This window comes from Thermoactinomyces sp. CICC 10521 (genome assembly GCF_016055135.1).
Classification (GTDB): domain Bacteria; phylum Bacillota; class Bacilli; order Thermoactinomycetales; family Thermoactinomycetaceae; genus Thermoactinomyces_A; species Thermoactinomyces_A daqus.
The window spans coordinates 1-25,573 of sequence record NZ_JAECVZ010000036.1 but is presented as its reverse complement, the minus strand read 5'-3'; the positions used below and the strand labels follow the sequence as shown (position 1 = coordinate 25,573).

General features: G+C 43.8%; 32 protein-coding genes and 1 pseudogene. 19 read left to right on the top strand and 14 right to left on the bottom strand.

The window, feature by feature from the left end; all coding sequences use genetic code 11:
* Positions 1-208 precede the first annotated feature (208 nt).
* The 4 genes from I8U17_RS16270 (at position 209) to I8U17_RS16255 (ending at position 2,165) form a co-directional block, all read left to right on the top strand.
* Positions 209-760 carry a DUF6932 family protein gene (locus tag I8U17_RS16270; RefSeq protein WP_033099388.1) on the top strand — a complete coding sequence of 184 codons (552 nt, stop codon included), beginning with the start codon at positions 209-211 and terminating at the stop codon, positions 758-760.
* A gap of 5 nt (positions 761-765) precedes the next feature.
* Positions 766-1,254 carry a helix-turn-helix domain-containing protein gene (locus tag I8U17_RS16265; RefSeq protein WP_033099389.1) on the top strand — a complete coding sequence of 163 codons (489 nt, stop codon included), beginning with the start codon at positions 766-768 and terminating at the stop codon, positions 1,252-1,254.
* A 181-nt stretch (positions 1,255-1,435) separates the two neighbouring features.
* The gene (locus I8U17_RS16260; protein WP_232331157.1) at positions 1,436-1,708 is read left to right on the top strand and encodes an AbrB/MazE/SpoVT family DNA-binding domain-containing protein; all 273 of its coding nucleotides are present in this window, start codon (positions 1,436-1,438) and stop codon (positions 1,706-1,708) included.
* Positions 1,695-2,165, top strand: a complete 471-nt coding sequence (locus I8U17_RS16255; RefSeq protein WP_198059837.1) for a putative toxin-antitoxin system toxin component, PIN family — start codon at positions 1,695-1,697, stop codon at positions 2,163-2,165. The genes I8U17_RS16260 and I8U17_RS16255 overlap by 14 nt, the downstream gene beginning before the upstream one ends.
* A gap of 624 nt (positions 2,166-2,789) precedes the next feature.
* On the opposite strand, the gene I8U17_RS16250 is transcribed toward I8U17_RS16255, so the two are convergent.
* From I8U17_RS16250 to I8U17_RS16235, 4 genes are all read right to left on the bottom strand, one after another.
* Positions 2,790-3,500, bottom strand: a complete 711-nt coding sequence (locus I8U17_RS16250) for a LutC/YkgG family protein (protein ID WP_033099391.1) — start codon at positions 3,498-3,500, stop codon at positions 2,790-2,792.
* 4 nt (positions 3,501-3,504) lie between these two features.
* Entirely contained in the window at positions 3,505-4,923 is a 1,419-nt protein-coding gene (locus tag I8U17_RS16245) for a LutB/LldF family L-lactate oxidation iron-sulfur protein (RefSeq protein ID WP_033099392.1), read from the bottom strand.
* Between the two features lie 13 nt (positions 4,924-4,936).
* Complete coding sequence (locus I8U17_RS16240) at positions 4,937-5,653, bottom strand: (Fe-S)-binding protein (RefSeq protein ID WP_033099393.1); 717 nt, start codon at positions 5,651-5,653, stop codon at positions 4,937-4,939.
* 137 nt (positions 5,654-5,790) lie between these two features.
* On the bottom strand, positions 5,791-6,504 hold the full coding sequence (locus tag I8U17_RS16235; RefSeq protein WP_198059836.1) for a FadR/GntR family transcriptional regulator: 714 nt from the start codon (positions 6,502-6,504) through the stop codon (positions 5,791-5,793).
* A 208-nt stretch (positions 6,505-6,712) separates the two neighbouring features.
* Between I8U17_RS16235 and I8U17_RS16230 the strand changes: the two genes are divergently transcribed.
* Entirely contained in the window at positions 6,713-6,892 is a 180-nt protein-coding gene (locus tag I8U17_RS16230) for a hypothetical protein (protein ID WP_198059835.1), read from the top strand.
* Here the strand turns inward: I8U17_RS16230 and I8U17_RS16225 are convergent.
* Positions 6,885-7,166: a hypothetical protein gene (locus tag I8U17_RS16225; RefSeq protein ID WP_052153900.1), complete on the bottom strand. Its 282-nt coding sequence runs from the start codon at positions 7,164-7,166 to the stop codon at positions 6,885-6,887. The two genes, I8U17_RS16230 and I8U17_RS16225, sit on opposite strands and share 8 nt — an antisense overlap.
* Positions 7,167-7,177: 11 nt before the next feature.
* A complete protein-coding gene (locus I8U17_RS16220) occupies positions 7,178-7,561 on the bottom strand; it encodes a helix-turn-helix domain-containing protein (protein WP_198059834.1) in 384 nt (127 codons plus the stop codon).
* Positions 7,562-7,746: 185 nt separating this feature from the next.
* On the opposite strand from I8U17_RS16220, the gene I8U17_RS16215 reads away from it, so the two are divergent.
* From I8U17_RS16215 to dndC, 14 genes are all read left to right on the top strand, one after another.
* On the top strand, positions 7,747-7,962 hold the full coding sequence (locus I8U17_RS16215) for a helix-turn-helix domain-containing protein (protein WP_198059833.1): 216 nt from the start codon (positions 7,747-7,749) through the stop codon (positions 7,960-7,962).
* Positions 7,963-8,010: 48 nt separating this feature from the next.
* The gene (locus I8U17_RS16210; RefSeq protein WP_198059832.1) at positions 8,011-8,175 is read left to right on the top strand and encodes a hypothetical protein; all 165 of its coding nucleotides are present in this window, start codon (positions 8,011-8,013) and stop codon (positions 8,173-8,175) included.
* Between the two features lie 45 nt (positions 8,176-8,220).
* On the top strand, positions 8,221-9,090 hold the full coding sequence (locus I8U17_RS16205) for a hypothetical protein (RefSeq protein ID WP_198059831.1): 870 nt from the start codon (positions 8,221-8,223) through the stop codon (positions 9,088-9,090).
* A complete protein-coding gene (locus I8U17_RS16200) occupies positions 9,090-9,437 on the top strand; it encodes a hypothetical protein (protein ID WP_033099398.1) in 348 nt (115 codons plus the stop codon). Before I8U17_RS16205 ends, I8U17_RS16200 begins: the two co-directional genes overlap by 1 nt.
* A 163-nt stretch (positions 9,438-9,600) precedes the next feature.
* On the top strand, positions 9,601-10,632 hold the full coding sequence (locus tag I8U17_RS16195) for a hypothetical protein (RefSeq protein WP_198059830.1): 1,032 nt from the start codon (positions 9,601-9,603) through the stop codon (positions 10,630-10,632).
* A 14-nt stretch (positions 10,633-10,646) separates the two neighbouring features.
* The gene (locus I8U17_RS16190) at positions 10,647-11,939 is read left to right on the top strand and encodes a replicative DNA helicase (RefSeq protein WP_198059829.1); all 1,293 of its coding nucleotides are present in this window, start codon (positions 10,647-10,649) and stop codon (positions 11,937-11,939) included.
* A gap of 1 nt (position 11,940) precedes the next feature.
* A complete protein-coding gene (locus I8U17_RS16185; protein ID WP_198059828.1) occupies positions 11,941-12,102 on the top strand; it encodes a hypothetical protein in 162 nt (53 codons plus the stop codon).
* Positions 12,099-12,344 (top strand): hypothetical protein, encoded by a 246-nt coding sequence (locus I8U17_RS16180; protein ID WP_198059827.1) that lies wholly within the window; start codon positions 12,099-12,101, stop codon positions 12,342-12,344. Before I8U17_RS16185 ends, I8U17_RS16180 begins: the two co-directional genes overlap by 4 nt.
* Before the next feature lie 153 nt (positions 12,345-12,497).
* Complete coding sequence (locus I8U17_RS16175) at positions 12,498-12,662, top strand: hypothetical protein (protein ID WP_198059826.1); 165 nt, start codon at positions 12,498-12,500, stop codon at positions 12,660-12,662.
* Positions 12,659-12,919 (top strand): hypothetical protein, encoded by a 261-nt coding sequence (locus I8U17_RS16170; RefSeq protein ID WP_198059825.1) that lies wholly within the window; start codon positions 12,659-12,661, stop codon positions 12,917-12,919. The genes I8U17_RS16175 and I8U17_RS16170 overlap by 4 nt, the downstream gene beginning before the upstream one ends.
* Complete coding sequence (locus I8U17_RS18470) at positions 12,906-13,877, top strand: DNA cytosine methyltransferase (RefSeq protein ID WP_232331156.1); 972 nt, start codon at positions 12,906-12,908, stop codon at positions 13,875-13,877. Before I8U17_RS16170 ends, I8U17_RS18470 begins: the two co-directional genes overlap by 14 nt.
* Positions 13,846-14,040: a hypothetical protein gene (locus I8U17_RS16160; protein WP_198059824.1), complete on the top strand. Its 195-nt coding sequence runs from the start codon at positions 13,846-13,848 to the stop codon at positions 14,038-14,040. The genes I8U17_RS18470 and I8U17_RS16160 overlap by 32 nt, the downstream gene beginning before the upstream one ends.
* 5 nt (positions 14,041-14,045) lie before the next feature.
* Positions 14,046-14,243 carry a hypothetical protein gene (locus I8U17_RS16155; RefSeq protein ID WP_198059823.1) on the top strand — a complete coding sequence of 66 codons (198 nt, stop codon included), beginning with the start codon at positions 14,046-14,048 and terminating at the stop codon, positions 14,241-14,243.
* A complete protein-coding gene (gene dndC, locus I8U17_RS16150; RefSeq protein WP_370589276.1) occupies positions 14,243-15,484 on the top strand; it encodes a DNA phosphorothioation system sulfurtransferase DndC in 1,242 nt (413 codons plus the stop codon). Before I8U17_RS16155 ends, dndC begins: the two co-directional genes overlap by 1 nt.
* 278 nt (positions 15,485-15,762) lie before the next feature.
* Here dndC and I8U17_RS16145 read toward each other — a convergent pair whose 3' ends face one another.
* The 8 genes and pseudogenes from I8U17_RS16145 to I8U17_RS16110 all read right to left on the bottom strand — a co-directional run.
* Positions 15,763-16,506: a DnaA N-terminal domain-containing protein gene (locus I8U17_RS16145; RefSeq protein ID WP_198059822.1), complete on the bottom strand. Its 744-nt coding sequence runs from the start codon at positions 16,504-16,506 to the stop codon at positions 15,763-15,765.
* 144 nt (positions 16,507-16,650) lie between these two features.
* Complete coding sequence (locus I8U17_RS16140; protein ID WP_198059821.1) at positions 16,651-18,672, bottom strand: phospholipase D family protein; 2,022 nt, start codon at positions 18,670-18,672, stop codon at positions 16,651-16,653.
* Positions 18,673-18,703: 31 nt separating this feature from the next.
* Positions 18,704-20,923: a Piwi domain-containing protein gene (locus I8U17_RS16135; RefSeq protein ID WP_198059820.1), complete on the bottom strand. Its 2,220-nt coding sequence runs from the start codon at positions 20,921-20,923 to the stop codon at positions 18,704-18,706.
* A 366-nt stretch (positions 20,924-21,289) separates the two neighbouring features.
* A complete protein-coding gene (locus tag I8U17_RS16130; protein ID WP_198059819.1) occupies positions 21,290-22,258 on the bottom strand; it encodes a tyrosine-type recombinase/integrase in 969 nt (322 codons plus the stop codon).
* Between the two features lie 237 nt (positions 22,259-22,495).
* Positions 22,496-23,224, bottom strand: a complete 729-nt coding sequence (locus tag I8U17_RS16125) for a hypothetical protein (protein ID WP_198059818.1) — start codon at positions 23,222-23,224, stop codon at positions 22,496-22,498.
* A 196-nt stretch (positions 23,225-23,420) separates the two neighbouring features.
* Positions 23,421-23,885: pseudogene (locus tag I8U17_RS16120) on the bottom strand (Tn3 family transposase); the annotation flags it as partial.
* Positions 23,886-23,924: 39 nt separating this feature from the next.
* On the bottom strand, positions 23,925-24,647 hold the full coding sequence (locus I8U17_RS18895) for an Asd/ArgC dimerization domain-containing protein (protein WP_198059817.1): 723 nt from the start codon (positions 24,645-24,647) through the stop codon (positions 23,925-23,927).
* A 30-nt stretch (positions 24,648-24,677) separates the two neighbouring features.
* Positions 24,678-25,573, bottom strand: an 896-nt coding sequence (locus I8U17_RS16110) for an IS3 family transposase (protein ID WP_198059816.1), incomplete at its 5' end; no start/stop codon positions are given.

Genomic DNA, 25,573 nt, shown 5'->3' with positions numbered 1-25,573 from the left:
ATAGGTCACATCAGGTTTACTTTATCTGTATATATCCTAGAAATATACAAAACCCCATTCCTTTTCCGAAGAAAAGGGGGGGGTTTGTCATCAATCTCACCAAGGGTACATCCCTTGGTCTTTTTATCATGTTTCACAAGGTGATCAAATGTATAACCTAGAAGTTATACCTATCTGATATTTGGGGTATATTGGAGGAGGAGCACTTTTGCTGCGATTTAATGAGTACGGGTATTTACCTCCAGGAATACATGAAATGACAATAGATGAGCTGAAGGAATCCATTTTGGTTAAAGGCGACGAATCAGTTTCCGTTTGGAATGAACCTTGGAGGAGATATCTTGTTCTTAATTTAGAGGTCTTATTACAACCACTTTGGCAACTCGGATTTGATGAAGTGTTTTTAGACGGGTCCTTTTGTTCTATCAAGGAAAAGCCAGGTGATATTGACGCCTATTTTGAGCTGGACTTAAAAGTAGAAAACAGATATCAAGCCTTAGAACAGGTTTATATCTTGGCACACGAACTTAATTCCTTGTCAACTGTACCAGTATGGAATTGGTGGGAGAAACGTCCAAATGCGGATGGAGAGATGAAGTCGGAGATGTGGCATCAATTTAGATGCGAGGTGTACCCGAACTGCTACGGGGTTTATGCTTTTCAAAATCAGGACGGTGGACGAATCAAGTTCGATCAATTGTTTCGCTATGATGAAAACGGTATTGAGAAAGGAATTGTCAAACTCCTTTTGAAAGGGTGATCGTCTTGAAAATCAAGTCAGAGCAAGAATATTTGAAGATAAAAAAGCAAGTGGAGGAAATAGAAAAAGAGCGAGCAAAAGTTAGGAAAGAACTTCAGGAACAGGGGGCAGATGAGAATTTCATTCGCTTAGCAGAATACGCTTGCGGGGCTTTTTATGATGAGTTTAAGGCTCAGCTAAGGGAATATGAAAAGGTCGTTGCCGGTCAGTTTGAAAAAGATACAGTTCCGCTACATCAGCTCGGATCTCACTTGGTCAAGTTGCGAATCTGGAAAGGCATTTCTCAGAGCGAATTGGCAAAGCGATTGGGGGTTTCTCAACCTCAAATTAGCAAAGATGAACGATTTGATTATCAAGGTATCAGCATAGAAAAAGCCAATCGAATCCTGCAAGCGCTTGGGATTGAAAAACTGACGGTGATCCCCGGGAAATCTGTGCAAACAATTGGGGCAAAAGATGAAATGGCCGCTACAAATGAGAAAAAAGCTATATAAAAGACCAGGGTATTGCACCCTGGTCTTTAGTGCAAAAAGATAAGCCCTTTCCAGAGTGAAGGAAATGAAATTTAAAAAGACAGGATCAATAACTTGTGGATCAGCCTGCATTTTATTGTTTAAATAGGATATAATAAGGGTAAGGAATTCTTACAAGTAAGGAAAACGGAAGGTGATCAGAATGGCAATTATGGAGTTTGCCCGATTGACTTCAAAGGGGCAAGTTACTATCCCAAAAAATATTAGAGAAGAGTTGGGGCTTGAAACAGGTGATCGGCTTGCCTTTGGAAAAAATGAACGTGGTGAGATTGTATTAAGAAAAGCAAATCTTGATACATTTGACCGTTTACAAAACTTAATACAGCTGGCAGCAGAGCAAGAAGGGATCACTGAGGAACAATTGCTCGAAGACCTAAGAAAACTTCGAGAGGAGAGACGGAATGCCAACAGATGAAACGCTACGTATTATGATTGATTCGAACGTTATTATTTCCGCTGTTATGGGAACGAAAGGCGCTCCTGGCAAGCTAATTAAAGAAGTGATTCAGAGGGGAGATCATTTGTTAATATGCCCCTTCATTTTGGACGAGGTAAGAAAAGTATTGACAAATCGATTTCAAAAAAGTCCTCATTTGCAATTGATTTGGGAGCGCCTGTCTTTTTTTCTACCTTTTGATGTCCTTTCTCACCCAAACGAGGAGGAGATAAGCTTATTAGATATCCCGCCAATAAGAGATGAAAACGACTTAATGATTTTGTCTACAGCTATTTATCATAATGTTCATGTCTTTGTGACAGGGGATAAAGATTATCATACCCCTGAGATTAAAAAGAAACTTAACGTAATGAACCCTTCAGAATTTTATAGTTTGTACATACTTGACCGTAGTTTAATACGTAAAGCCACATAAAAAAGACCAGGGAAACCTTTTCACCCTAGTCTTTTCACGGAAAGGAAATGTCACCGATTGCGTTGAATTCATCGTCAATCCTTGGCCCTTCATGTTGTGCCCTTTTTGGGCTTTATTTTTTTGCCTAGGAGTAAATTAGTTAGCCGTTTTGAGTTGCCTGATCGGTGGTTGTTGCTTTCGATTATATAGGAACATATATTCGTATTTTGTGGTATAATTAAAATCCCAGAGGTGATCAGCTGTGCAACTAACAAACATAAGCCCCCAGACACGGGGGCCATGTCTCCTATCAAGCAGGGATCATGGGGATTGATAAAACGAATAATTTAAGATTATTTCTTGATGAGTGCAAAAACGCAGTTTGGGTTTGACAATTTAATTTTGGAAGGAACTCTACTTGCACATACTTTGCTTGTTTATTGGGCTATTTCTTCCAATGGTGATGGTCACTGCTGGAAAGAGCAAATTTTAATCTAGCGCAACGAGTTACTTCTGTAATTCTTTAATGTCTTCCGGATTAGGTTTTAATCCGGCCTCTATTAGGAGGATTCCTATGTCACCCCCTACAATCAATATACGTTAATCTGGTTGGATATTTGCCTGCCTTACCCACCCAACACCCCTTTATACCACCAAATAGTATGCTTTTAACGGGCCATGTACCCCGACAACAAGATTCATCTCAATGTCGGCAGAGTTGCTTGGACCTGAAATAAAGTGGATGCAGGAAGGAGGGGATTCTCCACTTTCTACTAAAATATTCATATCATGAACGGCTTGCGTAATACGAGGCATTAGCGTATGGCGCGGTATAATTGCTACATAATTAGCAGGCAAGAAATGAAGGGCACGTCCTTGTCCCTTTCTAGTTTTTACGACAATGGTACCTGATTCAGCTAATGCATAGTCACTAAATACAATACTGAAATTCGCTTTTTCTGCCAATTTAAGATTTTCTTCTTTCTTCTTTGCATCCCATTGATAGATAATGACATGTTCACTCGGCCATTCTTGCTTCAATAAGTGGGTTAAGCCGTACTCATCAAAGCGCGGATCTTGGGACGTCATAACGGGTCCGCCACCGTTCTCTGAAACAAGTTTCTTTAATACTTCAGACAATCGCTCTTTGGACGTTTCGATCACTGTTGTATTTATGTTATGACACTGTTCCTTGAATACTTCGAGCAACTGCTCTTCTGAGTAATCCTTCATAACCTCCCAATGAACGTTCTGTTTCCACTTGGGACGAGTTACACCGGTTATTCTACGTTCTCGGCCAAGCTGGTTGGCAATATGATTTAAAAATGAGTCACGATTATGAATGGTTCCTTTCATACGTTTACCCCTTTTTCTTATGTTTTTTAAACCAATCACGAAAACGCTCTTTACTCGGAGCTGGAAATTCACGAATCTCCATCCAATTTTTTAAAGGTCCAATCCCTTTGGAGAATCGTTCCCCGGAAGTAAATGGACTCGTCGCAGTCGGAGCAAGTTTTGAACCAAGCCTATACAACGCAGCTGAAGAAGCTCCCATTTCGAACATCTTCATTGCCAATTTCTCTACAAGCGGCGCACGCCCTTCCTTCTCTACAATCACTTGACGATGTTTTATTAATAACTCATGCAGTGGGATTTTCACCGGACAAGCATCTGTACACGCCGCACACAGACTAGATGCATAGGGCAGATCTTTAAAGTCGTCATAGCCGTCTAATAGAGGTGTTAAGACGGCACCAATCGGACCTGGATAGATTGAACCATAAGAATGACCACCTATGTGGCGATAAACTGGACAAACATTAATACAGGCGGCACATCGGATACATTGCAACACTTGACGGAACTGCGACCCTAGGATTTCAGAACGTCCATTGTCTACAACTACAAGATGAAACTCCTCAGGTCCGTCTCCTTCCCCTTCCACAATTGGACCTGCAACGGTAATATAGCTTGTCAGCTTTTGGCCAACTGCGCTTCGGCACAGCAAACTAACAAGCACATCTAATTCCTCCATTGTAGGGACAATGCGTTCCATTCCCATGACCGCAATTTGTGTTTTCGGGATTGACATCACAAGATCGGCATTTCCCTCATTGGTTACTAGACAAATCGAGCCGGTATTTGCAACGGCAAAATTACATCCTGTTACCCCTATCTCGGCTTCCATGAATTTTTCACGCAAAATACCACGAACAAATTTTGTCATTTCATATGGATCATCGGATTGTTCATAACCGAGTTTCTCTTTGAATATATCGCGAATTTGCGATTTATTTTTATGGAGTGCAGGCGCTACGATGTGGGACGGTGGCTCATGATCATCGATTTGCAGAATATATTCCCCAAGATCGCTCTCTATCACTTCGCAGCCGAGGCTTTCCAACGTTTGGTTCATGTTAATTTCTTCGGTCACCATGGATTTGGATTTGACAATTTTCTTGGCTTGCTTCCGTTCTACCACTTCCTTAATATATTGAACGGCCTCTTCTTTTGTTTTGGCAAAAAACACGTGACCGCCGCGCCGGGAAACATTTTCACTAAGTTGCATCAAATAATAATCGAGATTTTCTAATGTATGCTGGCGAATTTGCTCTCCGAGATCCCGCCACTGTTCCCAATTTCCAAGTTCTTCGGCAGCCGATAAACGCCGGGTATACAATCGTTCTTGAGCGGAGGATACAGCTCTACGCATCACGGAATCATGAATCCCTTGATTCACCCGGTCATTAAACTTCTTGTCATTTATTTTCATCGCCATTGTTTATCTCCCCTTAGCGGCTGTTTAGAACTTCAGCAATATGCATGACTTTGACCTTTTTCCCCAAACGCTCCATACGTCCCCCAATGTTCATAAGACATCCGCAATCTGCTCCAATTAAGTAATCGGCTCCCGTTTCCATCACACTGTTTACTTTTTCATCCACCATTTGTTTGGAAATCGGGCTCATTTTCACCGAGAAGGTTCCCCCGAAACCGCAGCAATTTTGAGCATTTGGCAACGGTTCGACTTGTAATCCTTCCACATGAGAAAGGAGAGTGAACGGTGCGTCCTTCACTCCTAATAAACGCTTCATATGACAAGAGGTATGATACGTTGCTTTTCCTTCTAATTTTGCACCTACATCCGTTATCTTCAGAACTTCCACTATGAATTGCGTGAGTTCATATGTTTTTTCTGCTAACTCTTTTGCACGATCCTTCCATTCCGGATCATCTTTAAAAATATGTGCGTATTCTAAAAACATCGTTGCACAAGACCCGGAAGGAGTCACAACATACTCTGTTTTTTCAAATGCACGAATCATGTTTTTGGCCGCTTTTTTTGCTTCTTCTACATAACCACTGTTATAGGCTGGCTGTCCGCAACACACCTGCGATTCCGGAAATTCCACTTCACAGCCCAAGTGTTCTAGCAATTCTACAGTTGCCTTTCCCACGTTCGTTCGGAACATATCTACCAAACAAGTAACAAACAATGCTACTTTCATTATGAAATCCACCTCTTAGGGCCTGGTTTTCGACACCCTTGTTTTTATGTTATTTGTGAATGAAATAGCCTCAGAAAGTATTAATATGATAATGTCATCTGATGACTAGTGTAAAAAAACAATGTTTGTTCATGCTCTTAATCAAGCAGTTCTTTTTCTACGCCAAGCAAATGGTATAGCATGGCTTCTTCCGCTTTTTTTGAATTTTTGTTAGCGATCGCCTTGAAAATATCCTTGTGTTCAGCCAGGAGTTGTTCCGGATATCCTTTGGTTTGAAACATTTTTTCGCGGCTTGCCTTTAATGTCTTTCCCATCGTTTCTGAAATGGATTGCATCATGAATTCCAGAACCGGATTATGGCAAGCTCTGGCGATTTCATAATGAAATTTTAAGTCGGCTTTGTCTCCCAAATCTCCTTTTGCTACGGTATCTTCCATTTCGTTAAGTGCCTCTTCTATGCGTTTTAAATCTTCATCAGACCGTCTTTCGGAAGCTAATTGAACGATTCCTGTCTCAATGATTTTGCGAGCCTCTAAGAGTGACATAACGTCTTGTTCCGTAACCGGATGAATCATCTCAAATCCTGATAGTACATCTTCCGGATTAAATCGGGTGACAAATGTGCCTTCGCCATGACGAATAGTAACAAGCCCCATCGTTTTAAGAGAACTGATTGCCTCCCGTATGGTTGATTGACCGACTCCCAAAAGTTCGCTAAATTCGCGAAAAGAAGGCAATCGATCCCCAGGTTTGTAAACTCCATTCATGATTTGTTCTTTTATATAGTCAGCAACTTCTTCATACGTTTTACGTATCTTAAATTGAGGAATCGTTTTCATTTTTGCATTCACCCATTTACCTCTTATGGTCATCTGATGAGTATCATTAATTTAAAAATTATACTACCTAAATTATCCGGTATTTGTCAATACCGCATTCAATCCAGTTTATTCAACTAGAACGAGATCCGTAATAAATGCCAGAGCGATGTGACCTTTTTGGTATAATAAAAACATACGTTCCCTTTTTAAAATAAAAAATCCCCGAGGTGATCAGCTCATGCAACCAATGACAATCCGAGAAACAATGCCAATGCCAAAAGCGGCAGGCGATTATGTTTCTTATCGGATGTTGCTGTTACGTGAGATGTACGAAGTTGCGCGGATCCTGGGGATTTCTAAGACAACGGATATAAAAAAGCTAATGAGTGCGATTGCAACCAAGAAATATACTATTTGATTCGCTCAAGTTTAGCCTCATGCTCAATCGATCGAAGCGCCAGTTTCTCCATTGCTACTTGTTGACGGTTCTGCTTTTCCTTGATTTCGGTTGCATCTTCGGCTATTGATGCAACCATTTCCTGTATAGTGTTTGTATTAGATTCAAGGGTTTTAACTCGTTGATCCAGTGAGTCTATTTTTTTATCTATGGAGTCCACTTTTTTATCTAGCGAGTCCATTCTTTGATCCAGTGAGTTCAACTTCTCTAAGATGAGATCCAGCTTCTCAGACATTGCACCACCTCCTAAGCGCTAATCTCTCTTTTTTTTTCTTTCATTTCCTCCAGGAGCTTCTCTTTGAATGCTTTCAGCTGGTAATAAAGGATCTTGGCTGTTTCTTCGTCAATTGGAACGCCGTCGATATGAGGGAGTTCGTCATTTTCGCGATCACGAAGAATTTTCATAAGATCTATTGGTTCTTTTTTGATTTGGTCATCAGACTCGCCTAATAGATATTCTACGGACACTCCGAAAAAATCGGCCATTTCTACGATCTTGTCATACGGTGGCTTGATTATTCCAGCTTCCCACCGTGAAACAGTTGATTTTGTTACATTCATGTAGTGCCCGAATTCATCTTGAGATAATTTTCTTTCTTTACGTAGCTTCTTTAGTCTGGCCGGAAACATAAGTAAACACCTCCAACCTTATTATACTAACAAAGTTTCGTGATAAGAAATCGATTGTTCGCTTCAGTCAACTAATTTTATCATATGAAGCGATTTTTTTGAAAAAAGGGGTTGAAAGTTGCAATATAAGCAACTATAATGATTATAGAGGTTGCAAATCACGAAACTAAAAGGAGGTGAGATGAATGAACCTGAAAGCATTGGCCGCAGTTCGTAAGAAGAAAAATGTTACGCAAGTGCAAATTGCCAGAGCGCTTGGTGTCAATAAAAGCACTTATAACCGAATCGAAAGAGGCGAAATTGAAATGAAGGCTGCATATCTTCCGATCATAGCAAGGGAGCTCGGCCTAGCGATTGATGAGTTATCTAAAGTTCTTTTTTTAAACCTCGAAGTTGCTTAATGAGAAACTGAACGTGCTATATATGCAACTTGGAAGGAGGTGAAACCGATGCGGGTCTACGCAAAGGTGGATAGGGGAGTGTTGAAGTTCCAGATCCGCCGCAAGGGGAAAATTTACGGCTGGTTGACCCTGGATGGCCTGGTCCGTTGGATGGAAAATCAAAAGCCCACCGCAGCGGCAACTGTGGTGAGCTTTACGAAAAAGTCGCTTTGAAAATCACTTTGACAGGATTATACCACATCAAGGGAGCGATTGCGAATGAGCGCTAACCACTTAAGCTTGGTTGACCAAAAACAAAAACCTGCAACAACTGGAATGATTACACCAGCAGGAACGATTGAGCAAGCTTTAGAGCAATTCCGTTTGTATCAAGAGTTAAAAACCCGTCTTGGTACAGAAGAAGATTTCCAGCCATTTAAAAACAAAAAAACTGGTGAAGTACGGAACCACCCAAAGAAATCATTCGTTCGCAAAGTGCAACGCTTTTTCAATCTAAGCTGTGAGATTATCCAGGATGAACCCCTGTACGACAAAAACGGCAAGATGATCGCTTGGTTAGCGAAAGCGAGAGCCATTCATCTAGGGACGGGAGCATATCAAGAAGCGGATGGGAGCTGTTCTATGGATGAAAAAATTCAACAGCACCAAACGATCCATAACATTCGCGCTCACGCAATCACCCGAGCAAAAAACCGCGCTATTCTCGATCTGGTAGGCTTCGGTGAAGTTAGCGCAGAGGAGATCAATGAACGGGAGTATTATCAAGCAAATCAGCCTCAACAAAAACAAGAAACTCCAGAACAACGTAGACAACGTGGAATCAAGGCTATGTATGCGGCAGCTAATGAGAAAAAGCTGACCAAAGAAGAAACCAAAACGATCATGAAGGCTGAAACCGGAAAAGAAAGTGCCAATGACATGACCTTGGATGAGTTAAGGAAGATGTATAAGTACTTCAAAAACCATTCATCAGAAGAGCTGAAAGAGGTTGCTAAGGCTCATTTGGTTCAAAACAAAACAGTGATTGATGTCGATCCCGAAACTGGTGAAATTATCGATCCAGATGTATCAATTGATGACAAGGAGCTAGAGAAGATCTTGAGCCATAGCAATGGTGGTGAATTCTAATGGCCCTCAACCTGAACGCACTCCGCCCGGTGGAAGCGATCCGGGCGGCGGCTCTGGCCTTCAATAAGGCCCTGAGAATCCCGGTTCGGTGGCGAGTAGCTGAACGTATCCCATCGGCTAGTCGGTACCTCAGCCAGAAGAACCGCGCTCAACATGTTCTCCTGCTGGAAGATATCAACGAAGGACGGTTCAAACGTAAGCGGGGCGAGTTCCTCTGTAAAGCACGGATCACCAACCCGGCGGCGCATGAACGTTTGAATGTGAGCGACATCGATGCTGACAAGAGTAAGCGGGTCAAAGTTAGCTGCCAAAAATGCCTAGAGATCGCGCGGAAACGCTGGCAGTGAAACAAACCGGGGCTGAAACGGCCCCGGCTCAAAAAAAACAAAGGAGCGGATCATGATGGACGCAAAAACGCAAAATGGTGCGTTACAGTATATGAGTTGACCGAAAGGGGGGCCGATACGGGGTCTCCAGACTGGAGGAATAGATGTGGGAGGATTTTTCAAAATGAGTAAGGACCTATTCGATGATCTTTTTGACAATGTTTTAGAATATCGGCTCATGTCTCTAATTCTTCGAAATGTGGTTTACCAAGAAGAAGGGACGACGATCGAAGGGGTTCATGTTAAGCGCGGGCAATGGATTCGCTCGTATCGTAAATTGGCGGAAGACTTGAAATATAAGGAAGGGCGCGGCTATAAGCAATATAGCCATCAGGCTATCCAGAAAGCGCTGAAGCGATTGGAACAGCGTGGTTACATCAAAATAAGAGCGATTCAGTTGACGGATAAATTGACGGGTAAGTTGACGGAACGGTTGACACTAATTGAAGTGGTAAAAGACCAAGAAAATCAAGGGTTTAACCAAGATGGAGAAAGCGAACGGTTGACGCATCAGTTGACGGAACAGTTGACGGATCAGGGGACAAAAATAAAGAAAGATAAAGAAATAAAAGAAAAAGAACCGCTCTCGCCGGAAACAAATGGAAGAAAAAATCTTTCTAACGATGCCGATGTTGAATCTTTTGTTGAAATCCTATCGGATTCCAACCCGTTCGATAGAGTCCCTAAAAAGCTGATCATCAAATACATCAACGCCATCAGGTTTAGAAGAAAAACAAAGCGGATCGCCGCGAGCATTGTTGCTGGCTTGTGGGAAGAGTGGAAGAAGTTTGATCAAGATGTTGTCACCTTTGCTTTGTGGACCCACATCGAAAAATACAGCAAAGACAAGGATGAAAATTACACTTTAGGCATTATGAGAAACACGAATGTCCATGAAGCGCGGCGACAGCTGATGGTTTTGAAAAATAGAAACCAGTCTGGTCAGCAAACTAAACCCCGGCCTTATTGGGAAGAGCAAAAAAGACGTGAGGAAGAAATCGAGCGAAAACGCTTAGAACAACGAGATCGACAAATCAAGGTTCAACAGTTCATTGATGCTGGATTCCATCCTATGAATGACGCTGATTTATTAGCCGATTGGTTAGAGGGACGGGTGAGCCTGGCAGATCTGAAAGAAAGAAAATGGGGGAGTTAACTGTGATGGGGAACTTGGAAGCAGAGAAAAGCGTGATTGGTTCAGTTTTGCGGGACGCCATGAAAATAGATAAAGTCGCTTGGCTAGAACCTCGCGATTTCCAACATTCGGCGCACTCGTTGATCTGGACAGCGATCAAATACCTTTATAAATCCGATAAGAAGATCGATATCGTCAGTATTACCGAAGAATTGCACAAATATAAACGGCTGAACGAAATTGGTGGCGTTATCTACTTGCATGAATTAGCAAACAACATACTTACAACTGCTGATATCGAATACCATGCAAAAATTGTTAGGGAGAACGCGATAAAGCGCCGGGTTTATGATGTCGGTTATCAAATTTCCGCATTATCCAATAAGCCATATGACGATTTGGAAGAGATGTTTGCTGAGATTGAGAAACTGGCCACATCCATCAGGCCGGCAGCTCAAGGCGATTTGATTCACGTCAAGGACGCGGAAGATGAATATTTCGATTACCTGGATAAGCAAGACGATTTCATCAAAACTGGCTTTAAGAACTTTGACAACTGGATCGGTGGACTAGGGCGCGGTTGGCTATACGTCCTGGCGGCTCGGCCATCGGTTGGGAAAACGGCCAAGATGCTGCAAATGCTCCGCGGGATTGCAGCGCAGGGGCAAGGTCAATGCTTGGTCTGGTCGCAAGAGATGAAACGGCCGGCGCTCACTAACCGAATGATGGCGTCAATCATGGGCATCCCGCTAAACAAATTCCGGCTTAAACAGCTAACAACCAAAGAAAAAGAACTCGCTAGGAAGGTTTATCAATCGGAAATAGCACCGCTTCCAATACGCATAGCCGATGCCAAAAACGTCACGATTGAAGAAGTTGCGGCGGCGGCAAGGCAAGCAAAACGGGAAAATGGGCAAATTGCGGCGATATTCGTTGACTACTTGGGGATCATGAACATCCCGCAACCGTTAGGGATGAGCCGACAACAGGCCATCGGGCAAGTGACGCAAGCGGCGAAACGATTGGCGATGGAATTGGATTGTGTCTTTATACTGTTGGCCCAGATGAACCGCGAAGGAAAAAGAGCGCTTGAACCGTCGCTCGAACATTTGCGGGAAAGCGGAGACATTGAACAAGATGCGGATGTCGTTGAATTCCTTTGGGAAAATCCAGAGGATACGGACCCCGGCAAATATGCTCCAGGCGGGAAAGTGATTCAATCTATTATCGCCAAAGGGCGTGACGTTGGAGTCAATCGTTTCCGGTATGGGTTCTACGGCGCATATCAACAATTCATTGACCTCCCGCCGCTAGAAAGGGATGAGTAAGGTGGCGACAGAGGCAGAGTATTTCGAGCTTCTTGATCGCATTGTCAAAGGGGCCGAATATCTAGAAAATCCTTTGATTAGACCTGAAGACTATGCTAAGGGATTAAAACTTTATAACGAGCTTTGCAGACGAGCACAACAGATGAGGGAGGAATTAGAATGAACCGCTGGCATGTGTATAACTACCTCAAACATCGTTATATGTACACCGGTGAGATTCCGGACATCCAAGAGATCCAGACCGAGTTTGCCGGGATCGAACCAGAAGAGTTGCAGGAGGGCATGATCGAGTTTTGGCTGGTGATTCGCCGCTATCAAGTACCACGATATGAATTGAGCCTGGAACAAGCATGGCGGAAATGGGAAGAGTGGTTCAACAAGACACACCGCCGGATGATCGGATGAAGCGGTAGGAGGGCGGACAGCATGACGCATGAAGAGTACCGCTGCATTGAGTGCGGAAAGCCAACCGAGAATTGGGTCGAGGTTTGCGACGAGTGTATCGATAAGGCTTTACGAGAAGAAAAACCGTGGGATTTTTGAGAGGAGATGGCGAGTATGAAGTATCAATACGAATTTTTCTTACCTCACAATCCGAAACCAATTGATATGATAACAGGCGATATTTACGATGCCGAACAGAAGGCGGATGAAATCGCGGCAGAGCTTGGTATTCATGTTGAAGACTTAATCATTGCGGTTACAGGAGGGCATCCACAATGATTGATCCACGAATTGGGGAGCAACTCGAACTGTTCTCCGATTATCTGGAAGAAGTGGAACAAGAAATAGCGCGAGAGAAGGAACAAAAAGCGCAGGAAGCAAGGCAAAGGGCAAGGGAACGCGCAAGAGAGAGAAGGGCAGAAATCAGGAGAATGAAGGAAGCACAGGAGCAGTTCAAGTCGGCCATGATTTTCATGAAAAAGATCCAATTAATGCCGATAGTTACAGACAGGGGGAGACCAAATGCGGGTGCTTGATTTGTTCAGCGGTATCGGGGGCTTCAGTTTGGCAGCGCATTGGGCCGGGATGGAGACAGCGGCGTTTTGCGAGATTGAGCCATTCTGTCAGAAGGTGCTACGCAATAACTTCCCTGGCGTTCCAATTTACAACGATGTTCGGACGATTACCAAAGAGCAACTAGAAAGGGACGGTGTGATAAATGGCGATCGAACAATTGGACTTGTTTGCGGTGGGGTACCTTGTCAACCCTTCTCAGTCGCCGGAAAACAACAAGGAATCAACGATAACCGCCACCTCTGGCCTGAAATGTACCGAATCATCCAAGAGCTTCGACCCCCTTGGGTACTTATCGAAAACGTTAATGGCTTTGTCAAACTGGCCCTCGATCTCGTCATCGATGACTTGGAAAACGAAGGTTACGAAGCGCGGACGTTTATTATACCAGCTTCAGCAGTTGGAGCGCCGCATCGGAGAGACAGAGTCTGGGTTGTGGCGCACACCTCAAGCTTCCGAGGCCATCCGGGGGCCGAAGAGCCGGGAACTGTACGAGAAATGTTTAGCAACCGGCCAAAGCATGGTGACGCTAACGGATCAAGCAAAACACGCGCCAGGGTTACTTTGGCCAACACCGACAGCACAGGATGGGAAAAACGCCACCTTGCCACCGTCACAGAAGGAACGAGATTCGGTTCCAGGGGCGCTGATTCGAGAAGGGCAGAAAGGTTCCCTCAATCCGGCTTGGGTCGAGTGCCTCATGGGTTTTCCTCCGGGTTGGACGGACATCGATGGCCAGCAGGACTAGGTCAAGAGCAATATCCCTGGGAACCGCCGAGAGTAGCGGAGGGAGTCAAACACAGAAAAGACCGGTTAAAAGCACTGGGAAACGCGATAGTGCCACAAGTCGCCTATCAGATACTTAAAGCGATCATGGAGGTAGAAAATCATGAGTTTGCCAGCAGGATTCATTCAAATTGACTTGTTTTCGATGTCGGAAAAACCGGAGCCTAAGAAAGCGCCCGTAAGAAAGCCGAAAGGAACCGTCTACCGCTGCGACAAGTGCGCCAAGTCTGTGGTGATGAATATACCGGCCATCGTCATCATTTGCGGATGTGGCCGGATCATGCAACAAGAGGAGTGATCAGCATGGCAAAAGTGATCCGGGTTAAGCTGCCCAATCCGACACCGGGAGGAGCCACGATAGATGGCAGGACTATAAGAGTGACGTTGCAAAGCCTGATTAGCCAAATTTCGACGGATTTACTCGATAGGCGGGTTACAAATTTCAAAACCGATGGGAAAACGCGGGAGATTCAAATTCATTTTGAAGGAGATGAAAAATAGTGATCAGCATATTTACGGAAAATGAAAAGATTATTGGGGCGAAAGAGACAATCAAAAAAGTGTACTTGTCAGACAAGCGCCCGTGGGTCGTGGGATTTAGCGGCGGGAAAGATTCCAGCGTCGTCGTTCAGCTCACGCTACAGGCGTTGGGTGAGTTGGAATCAGAGAAGCGACACAAAAAGGTTTATGTGATCTCATCTGATACTTTGGTTGAAACGCCACTCATTATCAACCAGATAAACAAGACACTTGCCAAAATACAGGCTGAGGCAGATCGAGCCGGGCTGCCGGTGCAGGTGCAGAAAGTCCGCCCGGCGCTGAAAGACACTTTCTGGGTGTCTTTGCTGGGCAAAGGCTATCCGTCTCCACGGCAAAAGTTCCGGTGGTGTACGGATCGCATGAAAATCAAACCGGCCAATCGTTTCATCCTTGACAAAGTTTCCGAACACGGGGAAGTCGTCATGGTGCTCGGCGTACGAATGGACGAATCGAAGAGCCGAGCGGAATCGATCCGGTCACACACAATCGAAGGCAGCCACTTGATGAAGCATAGCACCTTGCCCAACGCCTACACCTTCGCACCAATCAAGGACTGGAGCACGGACGACGTTTGGGAGTTCCTTCTTGATGAACCAGTTTGGGGGAAAGAAAACCACCAACTCCTTCAGCTCTACCAAGACAGTGACGGTGAATGCCCCTTAGTGATCGATGCTGATAGCAAAAAGGTTTCATGCGGAAACAGCCGGTTTGGTTGCTGGACCTGCACTGTGGTGAACGAGGACAAGGCGCTGAGTGGATTCATCAACAATGGTGTGGAATGGCTCAAACCTCTCCTTGAGTTCCGGAACCATCTGGTGGAGATTCGAGGAGACCGCCGGAAACGCCAAAAGCAAATGATAAACGGGAGACGGTATCTGACGACGAATCTAGACGGAGTGGATCGGAGCCGGGCTGTGAGGGTTCCGGAAAGCGAGCTGGACGATTGGCTGAAGCGGAACGGTGTGGACCTTCGGACGGTGGAAGACCTCCACCTGATCGTGGAAGTCCCCGTGGAAGGCGAGTTGTTCCCGGTGGAAAAGACGCTGGGGCTGGGACCGTTTACCCTGAAGACCCGGGAAGAGCTGCTGAACCGGTTGCTCGCCACTCAGGAGCGAATTCGCACTGAGTACGGTATGGAAGTGGAGTTGATCAGCGAGGAAGAGATCGAGGAGATCAAACGGATCTGGAGCAAAACTAAATAGCCCCTGCGGTCAGCACACCGCAAGAGGCCTTGCCAAATGATTCAGCGGACCCATTATAACACAATCGAGAGGGTGAATCAGCCCCGGAAGAAGTCCTATCATTGAGATAGGGCTTCTTCTATAGACATGTTTGAAACACAAACAGATGAACATTGCAATAATTCCGTTTACAAAAACGGCCCTAGAATCGCTTCTAAGGGCCATGTTTTTGTTTCCAAGGGGTATAGACTCACTCCCGGACTTACTTGTGTCCCCCTAAAAATCAGGTGCTTTTAGCTTCAAAGAACTGGTTTCTCGATGACGTTTATGGAATGCTCACAAACAAACTCGACTGTTTGCACGTCGATTTCAAGTGTATCCAAACATTCTTCTACCAAGGAAGCATAGCGTGAAGAGAGCCAATCCCTGGCAAAATCGTTCGGGCAGGAAATATATAGTTTTTTCTCATGAATACCCCGCGCCTCTGTCGGTTTAACCCAGGTCTCAAAGCTTGGACGAGAAATCCGCTCTTGAATGATTGAGCAAACCTTCGCCCATATTTGCTCAGCTTCTGAAATCCTTGTTAAGGGTGGGATCTCCACAGGAGTCGGAACAATGTGTTGATCGGGGAGGGAATCACTTTTTTCAGATGTAACGAAGTGTACTTTTTGAACCGGTGAAGAAAGGGAGAAGAAAATGTCCTCAACAAGCGAGGTATAGAAAGTATCAAGCCAATCCCGGGCAATGTGATTCGGACTATAGACGATGATTGTATCTTGTTCAATCTGAATCGCTTTGGTTTCTTGGAACCAAGCAATAAAGCTGGGCTCGGAGATTCGCCCTTTTACCTTAGTTAAAACTCTCTTCCATAGATCAATCGCTTCTTGCTCTTGCTGCTCTAGCCATTTGTCCGGAATTTGTGAAGGGTACTTCTTCGATTCCAATCTCTCTAAACGCCTATGAATTCCTTTCATTTCTTCCATGAGCTGCTTTTGCCCTTCGAGGATTTGTTGAAGAAGTACTTGGATTTCTTGCTCGCTCATAGGGACCACCTTATTCTATCATCTTGTAGAATCAGTGTATTAAAAGAGAGAATGTGGGAAAAGACTTGACATCACCCACAAAAGTAGATTAGGTTGTTACATCATTTTGCGGCTGCTCTACGCAGATCGAAGTTTTTTGCTTTTCTAAAGAACCCACCAATGGCTCAGACCTATGAATGAGAAAAATTTTTTCCGATCTAAAACCAATACACCAGTCTCTTCATCCACGATATCTGCAGGGATATAGCTGATAAGTATTTTCCTACTTTTGCGCTCCCCTTTAGTCGTAAGTTCGTCAATATTTACAAACACCTTGTCTTTTCTGTTTTTGAAAGCCTTCTTGTTTTGAATATATAAGTTTCTCCAGATTAGCTTTCCGCGCTCGTAATAGTCGTTTAGCTTACCTTCCGGAAAATATGGTGGCTGGCTTAGACCTGTTTGTTGGTAATACTCCTTAAAAATTAGTCGTGCTACCCTCACAGGATCATCTTCAAAGGCAAAAGGTTCATCTCCTTGGATACGTTGTGCCAAACGGTAAGTGAAGTCTCGGAATAAGTCTGTTGTCACTTTAGATTTGATTTGGAAAAGGTATTCGCTGGATTCTTTTAACCGATTAGTATCAAAGGTATTGCTGATAAACAAACAATAAATTCTCCTAGCTAATTGAGATTCCATCGAAAAATCGGCCGCGTTAGTGGTTCCAATCAAGCAGGGATGAACCCCTTCTAAGTCATTGGCACCCATTTTGGTTACACGCTCTCCGGCAGTACCGGTAAAGAAAGCTTGGCTGATCTCATCCATTAATACGGGTGCGACCAATTCCGATTCCATAAAGGGAAGAACGCTATCTGCACGATTTAATTTGGAGTAAGAAATAAATTTGGTTGTTCCTTTATATCCCATCAAATCTGCAATAAACTCCAAGATGGTAGTTTTCCCAGACAAGGCCCTACCCGCCAACACTAAAAAGGGACGAAATTGTGAGCGTTGGCTAGCGTCACCGCCTCCAGATAAAATCAAATCCTCTCTCATCTTCCAGATATAGGGTGATACAAATGCATACAGGATAGCTTCGTACACCCTCTTTTGATTGGCAACATCTCCTTTGCTGGTAAATGTTCGATAGGCTTCGACGAATCGATGAATTAATTGAAGTTGTTCCCGAATTGTTTCAATAGCAGCTGGTTTGCTAAACACGGTAGCTCGCTCATCTTCTTTTTCTTTGTGATACAAGTAAAGATTGCCGCGATCAACAATGAGCAAAGGCCTAGGATCTAAATGTTCTTTTCGTTGATAAGTGGGAGAAATGAGTGCCCGGATTTTTGGTATCTTTTGTTCAAGCTGCTTGACCGTCAATAGTTTTTTCATTCCTTGTTTTTTGTCACTTTTGTGCGTTAGTAAGACCAAACGATTCACCCGGTCTGCGATTTCTTGTGATTTGGCCAATTCCTTCACTTCTTGGTCCAATTGATTAAATGTTTCTTCCGACACGGCAATTTCTTTATGGCTAAGCTTCACTAGCTCTTCTCGAAGCAAATCTGTAAGCAAATCAGGATCATTGGGCAACAAGCAAATGGTCTCTTCTTTTGTTTTTCTACGCACCATATCCGGTATGTAATCTTGGGTTTTGGCCTTTAATGCATAAAACCGATCAAAATAAACATTGTAGAGAACCGGATCATCATATACCAACAGTTCTTCATATTGGTTAGGTTGAACCAATGCGTTTTTTGTAAAGTTGGCCGAGCCGACGGCTATGCGTTTTTGATTGGTTTGAGGATTATGCATTAAGTAGAATTTTGAGTGAATGACAGTGCCAGGCTCAGGATAACGAAGTTGATAACGTTCTTGCAAAAGGTTTTCCTTTACTTCTTCGGGAAAAGAGTGCCAATCGTCTAATCTCTTCTTCTGATCCAAGAAATGACGATAAATTTGATGATGTTGGCTGGGATCAGCAATGCCAAGGATTAGTTGAATCTTCTCAAATCCATTCGTTTGCTCAAAAAAGAAGCGGGGGGAAGCAACATAAGTAACTGCGAGTAGTTCAGTATAGACGGAATGATCAAATATCTTCTCAAATGAAAGTTCCATTGGTTGCCCATCTTTAATTACGTGCAAACTAGGCGTATACCCCGTTTTATCAAACAATCCTGTTTGAATGTCCATAGATTCACTCCTTTCTAATCGATTTTAATAATCAAACTGATTGAATTGGCATTTCCGTGTCTAACGGTAGCATCCCACGCGCAAAGAAACTAGCACTTTTGTCAGCGTAGTTAATGGTTGAAGGTAATCTCGACTTATTGATGGAATGGATGTTCATAAACGTTAATCGATACACGTCTTCAATAATCAGGTCAAACTTAAGGGAATCAGTCCATTGGATCATCCGAAAAGGTTGGGCCATCCCTACAAACTCACTTGGATTAGTTGTGCAGAGGTAAGCAAGTCGTTCTCCATCTTTCACATAAGCAAAACCCACCGGATTTAACCATTCAGGCTTCCCTTGTATTTTATACGCCATTCGACGATTTAGGGTTTTCTCAATTGAAACATAATCAAACTTGATTTGCAGGGGTTCTAGCAATTCGCGAATAACCTTTAGTTCGTCTTTATGGCCATGGCCATCCCGGTGAAACGTAATATGCTGAGGAATTCGCCCATTCATTTGTTTGAACTTATCCAATGTCTTATAAATGGTGTCTTCGATTGTTTCCCTTCGTATGACTTCTCCTCTTTCCGGATTAGAAAGCGGTTTTGTCCAAAGCGGTAGCCCATCTTGTCCAATAACTTGAATAACACCCGTGATATGAAGATCTTTTTCATGGCATACATCCAATCCAATAAAACAATCTGAATGAAGACGATCACTTAGCTTCCAAGGGTGGATTCCCATTTTCACATAGATACCCAGTAGGATATTCATATAGACACGTTCTAAATCTTCCCTTTTTTTCTTCTCGTCTCTCTTTTTACTCTTGTATTCACTGGTTTCAAAAGTAACCACTTGTGTGGAAAATTTATGTTCCCTGCCCAATTCCCGTTTAAGTAACGTATAATAGTCACCTTGATCCGGCCCCGTTTTCTTCTTTAAATTTTCTTTTTTTCCAACGATGAGGATAGGATGTTCAGGATTCATATGTTCCTTAATATTCCGCAACTCCATACGTAAACGAACCGGATCATCAAAGCGTATTAAAACAATTTGCTTGCTCCTAAAATCTGGTCTTACCATTGGAACACCGAGTTGATTCGATAAATAGGACAATCTTCTAAATAGAGGGAAATCAAGCTCTCCATTAAAATCCTTGATAAATTCCTTAACAATTTGAGCATCGACAAGAAATTGACATTCAATCGGCTGAGAAGGTGGGGATACAACTCCACCGCTTAATAGTGAAGCGAATGCAGAAATTCCTTTCACCCCTTTTCCAAACTGAAGGTTAGGTTTTTTCAATGGTTTAATAAGATATCCTGTCTCATTCGCCAAAAGCCCACGCTTATCATATTCAATAGGCAAATAAGCCGCATTTTGTTTCCAAGCTCCCAAGGCATCCTTAATCATGTTCATCAATGCATCCATGCGCTGATTAGTAGACATTTTTGTTTTCTTCTTTGCATCAAACGGTACCTTATCCCATGAACAAACAATTTTGAGCAACTGAGGAATAAAAGGCAAAGGCTCAGCACCTTCTTTTGAAACGCAGGAAACGGCAGGGGTTTCAAAACGGAGAGATTTTACGTAATTTCCCTTACCTTTATTTTTATAATAATCAATGAGATTCTCGCCACTTGAAAGGTGAGGATACGAGATCGGTTTATCTAAGACTTCCTTGAAAAAATAAGTTCTGCCGTATACAATGTCTTTTACCTTGCAATTCGGACCAATTAAATCCGATTGTTCTTTAATCAGCTGGTATACGTTTTTTCGATGAGTAAACTCATGAGACAGGTCAAATCCCACAGAGATCCTACCTTTAGAAGAAACGGTGATGTCAAACTCTAAAGTTCTCCTTACTTCGAAATCATCAACAACCTGGCGATCATTTTTGGGAACTATCGTACGCCGTCTTGCGTTGAACTTTTCCGCATCTTGAGCTCTTTCCAAACTTCGAGATAATAAACGTTCCAATAAGCGCCGCTCTGTTGATGAAGTCAAATCAATGCACCGATATTCATGTCGAAGAGGAATTACATCTCCCCATGCCTTGATTTCTTCAAACGATCCAAGAAGATGAGCCGCACTTTCAACAATAATAAATCCATTTAGCCTTGAGACAGAGTACTTTAAATTACCTATTTCCTTTTCAACCAAATCTTTTTCCTGATATTTTTGCGGCATCCAGTAAAGGTGAATAGATATGTCCGAAGATTTCGTCTTGAGTTGCCACTCGGTAAGTAAATGAGTTTCCTTCATGTTATTTCTCCTTTCTTTTAACGATATAATCAAATCCATTAGAAACGGTTTTATCATATCTAGCCCATATCTTCTATATTTTCCCTATACCTATTCAAAATCCTTCTTTTGCTAGAGTGTTCCAAATAGTCCCGGAATGATTTAGATTTTTCGATTTATATGCCCTATTTCAAACTGGGGGTACCTAGGGTATTCGGAACGATTTTTCATCGCTCAGAAAGGCTCCTAGACCCATGTTTTTATGAATGAAAAAAGCTGCCCTTTTGTCGCGGGGGCAGCTTTCATTATCTCAGGCCGTCTTGTGCCTATATTTATTCATAAGCAGGGGCGAAAATAACGCCTGAGCGGTTTACTGTGTCAGCAGATTTACATTCGTTCTTCACTAATAAGCTCAACAGCTTTTCTCAGCTCTTTTTCTGAAGGTGTCGTATAGCGCCGGGTTGTTTCGATGGATTCATGGCCAGCGAGCGCAGCCACGTTTTGAATATCCACGCCTTGATCAATCAGGCTTTTGCAGAAGGTATGGCGCAAGCAATGGGCAGATACTTCTTTGTCATCCAAGACGAGGAAGTATTTTTTTAATTGGTCATGGATGCCCTGGCGTGTAATCGGCGTGCCTTTGCGGGTCACAAAGAGGCGGTCGGTTTCGAGTTGGCCGCGCTGTTCCATCCATTCCTTATAAGCCGTCATCAAATCGGGATTCATGGGGACCATGCGCCACTTTCCGCCTTTTCCGGCAGTGACGGTTACACGCCAATATCTTTCGTCCACCGCCATCAGATCCAAGTCCTTCACTTCACTGATCCGCAGGCCGGCTCTTAACATGAACATGATCATCGCTTTATCCCGCTTGCGCTTCCATTCATTTTTGACGCTTTCAACGGCATGAAGAATCTTCGCCACTTCTTTGCGTTCTAACCAGCGCGGAGCCTCGTTGACCTGAGAGGAGCGCTTGGTTTTCACCTTTTTCGTGATATCAACCGGAGCCAGGCCCGTATCAATGAGAAAGGACCAATAAACCTTCAGGGAGGAGATTCGTTTATTGATGGTAGCCGGTTTCAATTTTTCGTTGATTTGCATGTGTTGCTTCCAATCCTGGACATCCAAGGTCGTGATGTCTTTAGGGATGAAATCGGCATCATTGGTTTCCGTATACCATTTCTCGAAGAGCCGGACGGATCGAAGATATTCATCGATGGTCAGGGAACCTTTTCCCTCCTGTTTGAGCCAGGTTTCAAATTGGTCTAGGTAATGAATCGCGATCACCTCATTGGTTATGTATTCTGTAAAGTCAATTTCACCTTCATTATATCGTATTCTGTAAAGTAAATTCAATGGGTTCGGAACAAAAATAATGACAGAATTCGGGTTCTGTAAAGTAAATTCATTCCCTTTTTGGAGTGGAGGGAGCGAGTGTCGATTTTGGGGCCATCTCTCCAGTAAATGGAAAAATGACTTGAGAACCACAAGGAACAAAAAAAGTGGCGTCTAGAAGCCTCTCTGAGATGTTCGGGATCGCAATAATTTACATATAGATATAACATAATAAAAAGGCCGGAAAGGCCCGGGCTGTCACATCAATTGATTCTCAATCCAATTAAGAACTGACTTTTTGCTCACGCCCAACGGCAGGATCGCCGCCGGCTGCCGCTCAACGTCCTGGCGGTCGTATCTGACGAGTGAATACAGTTTGATCTTCGGGATCGCGTTTTTGGCTATGTACCGATATGATTCCATGTTGTAGTTGAACATCTTAGTTTCAACGATATCCCGCAAGCTCAATAATTCTTTTGGGGTATACCCCAAAGGTTCAGGATTTCTCTTACCTCGTGTTCGTTTGGGCGCATCTTTGACCATTGACTGGAATATCTTGACGGCTTCGCTCTCGCTGAAATGCGCCTTTTCCATCAGCTTTTGCCGAGCAATAGGTGACAAGTCCTCGAGAAAAAAACGCTCACCTGGCTTACTGATAGTCGCTTCCTGGGGGATGAACCGGCGAAAGAAATCGTTCCGATCAAATAGTCTGCGTTTGGTAAAAAGGGGTCGATATTCGCTATCTCCCTCAAACTCGAAAAGGCCCATACGCGCGACTTCGTTGATCTGGATGTGTCGTACTTTGCCTTGGACGTGACGTTGCACAAAATTGTAGCTACAGCCCAAGTATTCCGCAATCTCGTTCATGGTGAGGTCAAAACCGCTTGCTATGTAGGATATGTACTCCCCTACGATGTCCACTAATGCCCGCCCTTGGCCTTCGATCAAAACCACTTTTGATTCCTGGTCAGTTGGTTTGTCTTTCATTCCGATCAACCCTTCAGAATAAGTTAATGCTAAACATAACATACACTTTATAACCAAAATAAAAAACCCCTCACGAAGGGGTAAGTCCGAGATACGTGTAAAATATACAGTTATAAATAGAAATTTGTTCCAAATCAAAATAACACCAGCTCCCTTGCCTGTTTCACGTTAAGGGAGCTGGTTAGTTTATGACTTGCTATTCCACAATGCTAGTTGGCAGGATTAATTGTGGTTCTGGGGGCTCAGGTGCATTGTCCATGTCAATTACATAGTCACCAAAGCGCTTTATGTGACTGGTCATGTAAGGACTCAAAGTAGCTACGGCTTCACTTTCGATTCCGTATCCTTCTCTGGTCAACTCCCGTAGCACGGCTGTTAAGTCCACTACATTTTGAAGAATAACTGCGTTTGCAACAAGATCATTGTACTTAATCACCTTTTCTTGCTCTTCTGGATCATTATCAGCAATAATGCTTTCACCGCCGAAAAAGAGCCATTTAGAAAAGCCATTATAAGCTTCAGCCTTGTTTGTGGTAGCTGTGATTTGTTGGCGAAGCTCCAAGTCTGAAATATATTCCAGTAAAAACACGGTTCGCACTACCCGCCCCAACTCTCGAAACGCTTTGTATAGTCGGTTCTTACGGCTGTCATTACTCAGTCTTACCCCATTTGCAACTGTATATTTTACACGTATCTCGGATTAACCCCAAATACAGTTGATGGAGATGTTGGCAGGAACAATCTGTTCTTCTGAGACTGTTCCTAAAATCTTGGTCAACTCTAATCTTACTTTTTGTTCTTCTTTTGGAATAAAAGGAATGATGTTGTCCAGTATATCAAGGGTTCTAACTCCCGGACTGCGACCTGCACCGCTAACCGATTGTAAAGAAACCATCAGGACACAGCTCACACCATAATGTTTATGAATTGGCTGCAAGGTAATCGCTAAACCAGTAGCTGTACAATTTGGGATCGGTACGACAAATCCTTTCCAGCCGCGGCGCTGCTGTTGAATTTGTACTAAATCAGCATGATGGTCATTAACCCCGGCAATCATTAACGGCGTATCCTCTTCATAACGGAAAGCGGAAGCCGTGGAGAAGGTAGGGGTTGTTTTTGCAAACCATGGTTCCAATTTTTTCGCTAAATCTGATTCAACTGCTGTAAAAATAACGTCCATTTGTTCAGGGCGAAATTCCTCCGAAGAGACGACCGGAACTTCTTTCATATCGGAAGGGATATCTTCACTTTGTGTCCAGCGAGAAGAACCGTCATTTTCCAGCAAAGCTTCTTCGTATGTTCTGCTATTTCGTGAGGTAACCATCTGTACCACTTCAAACTCTGGATGCCGGGATAATGCCAAAACAAATTGTTGACCGGCCATTCCCGTTGCACCAACAATGGCCGTTTTTAATTTCGTCACATCTTAATGAACCCCAAAAGTCCAGACATTTTAAGCCGCATTTGAGGTAAAACGTTGACGGAACTCCTTTGGAGACAGGTACCCCAACGCAGAGTGTGGCCGTTCTGCATTGTAGAACCGGATGTAGCGGTCGATGTCTTTTTTGGCTTCCAGGAAGGTGGTGTATTCCTGGAGCCATACGGTTTCCTCTTTCAGAGTCCGGAACCAGCGCTCGATGTACGCATCGGCATCGGGGTTGTTGTAGCCTGTACGCTCTTGCTTGATTCCGGCGTCTTGTAAAGCTTTGACATAACGGCGACTGGTCATTTGGCATCCATTGTCACTGCGGATCGTCAGGCCACGGCCTTTGACCCCATGAGGAAAACGGTTTTCCAACGCCTGGTTGACAGCAGAAAGAAGCTCATCGGTTCGGCAGAACCGTGAGAAGGAATAGCCCACGATTTCTTTGTCATAGGCATCAATCACAGCAAACAAGTAGCCCCAGCCATCACGTCCACACCAAATCTTCGTCATATCCACTTGAAAATGCTGATTAGAGCTGGTGACCGGGATCCGGCCCGATTGCTTTTTTCTTTTCGCCGTTCCTCCTTTGGAACGGGTTAGCAAACCTAACTCTTTCATAATTCGGTAAACACGCTTGTGGTTAACACGAAGCTGATAGCGCTTGTACAGCCACACTCGGATTCGGCGGTACCCATTGGTCGGAAATTCTCCGCAAAGCTCTTGGATCTTCTGACGAAGCCCTGCTTCGTCAGAGCGTTCGTGCTTCTTGGGCTCATACTCCTTGAGCAGAGCATATCCGTAGGTGCGATTGATGCGAAGGGCAACCGTGATTTGTGGGACCGAATACCCCTCGCCGTGCAGGATCCGCACCAAATCCCTGGTCTTTACCTTCGGCCCCAGTTCGTCTTTTTTCGGAGAATCTC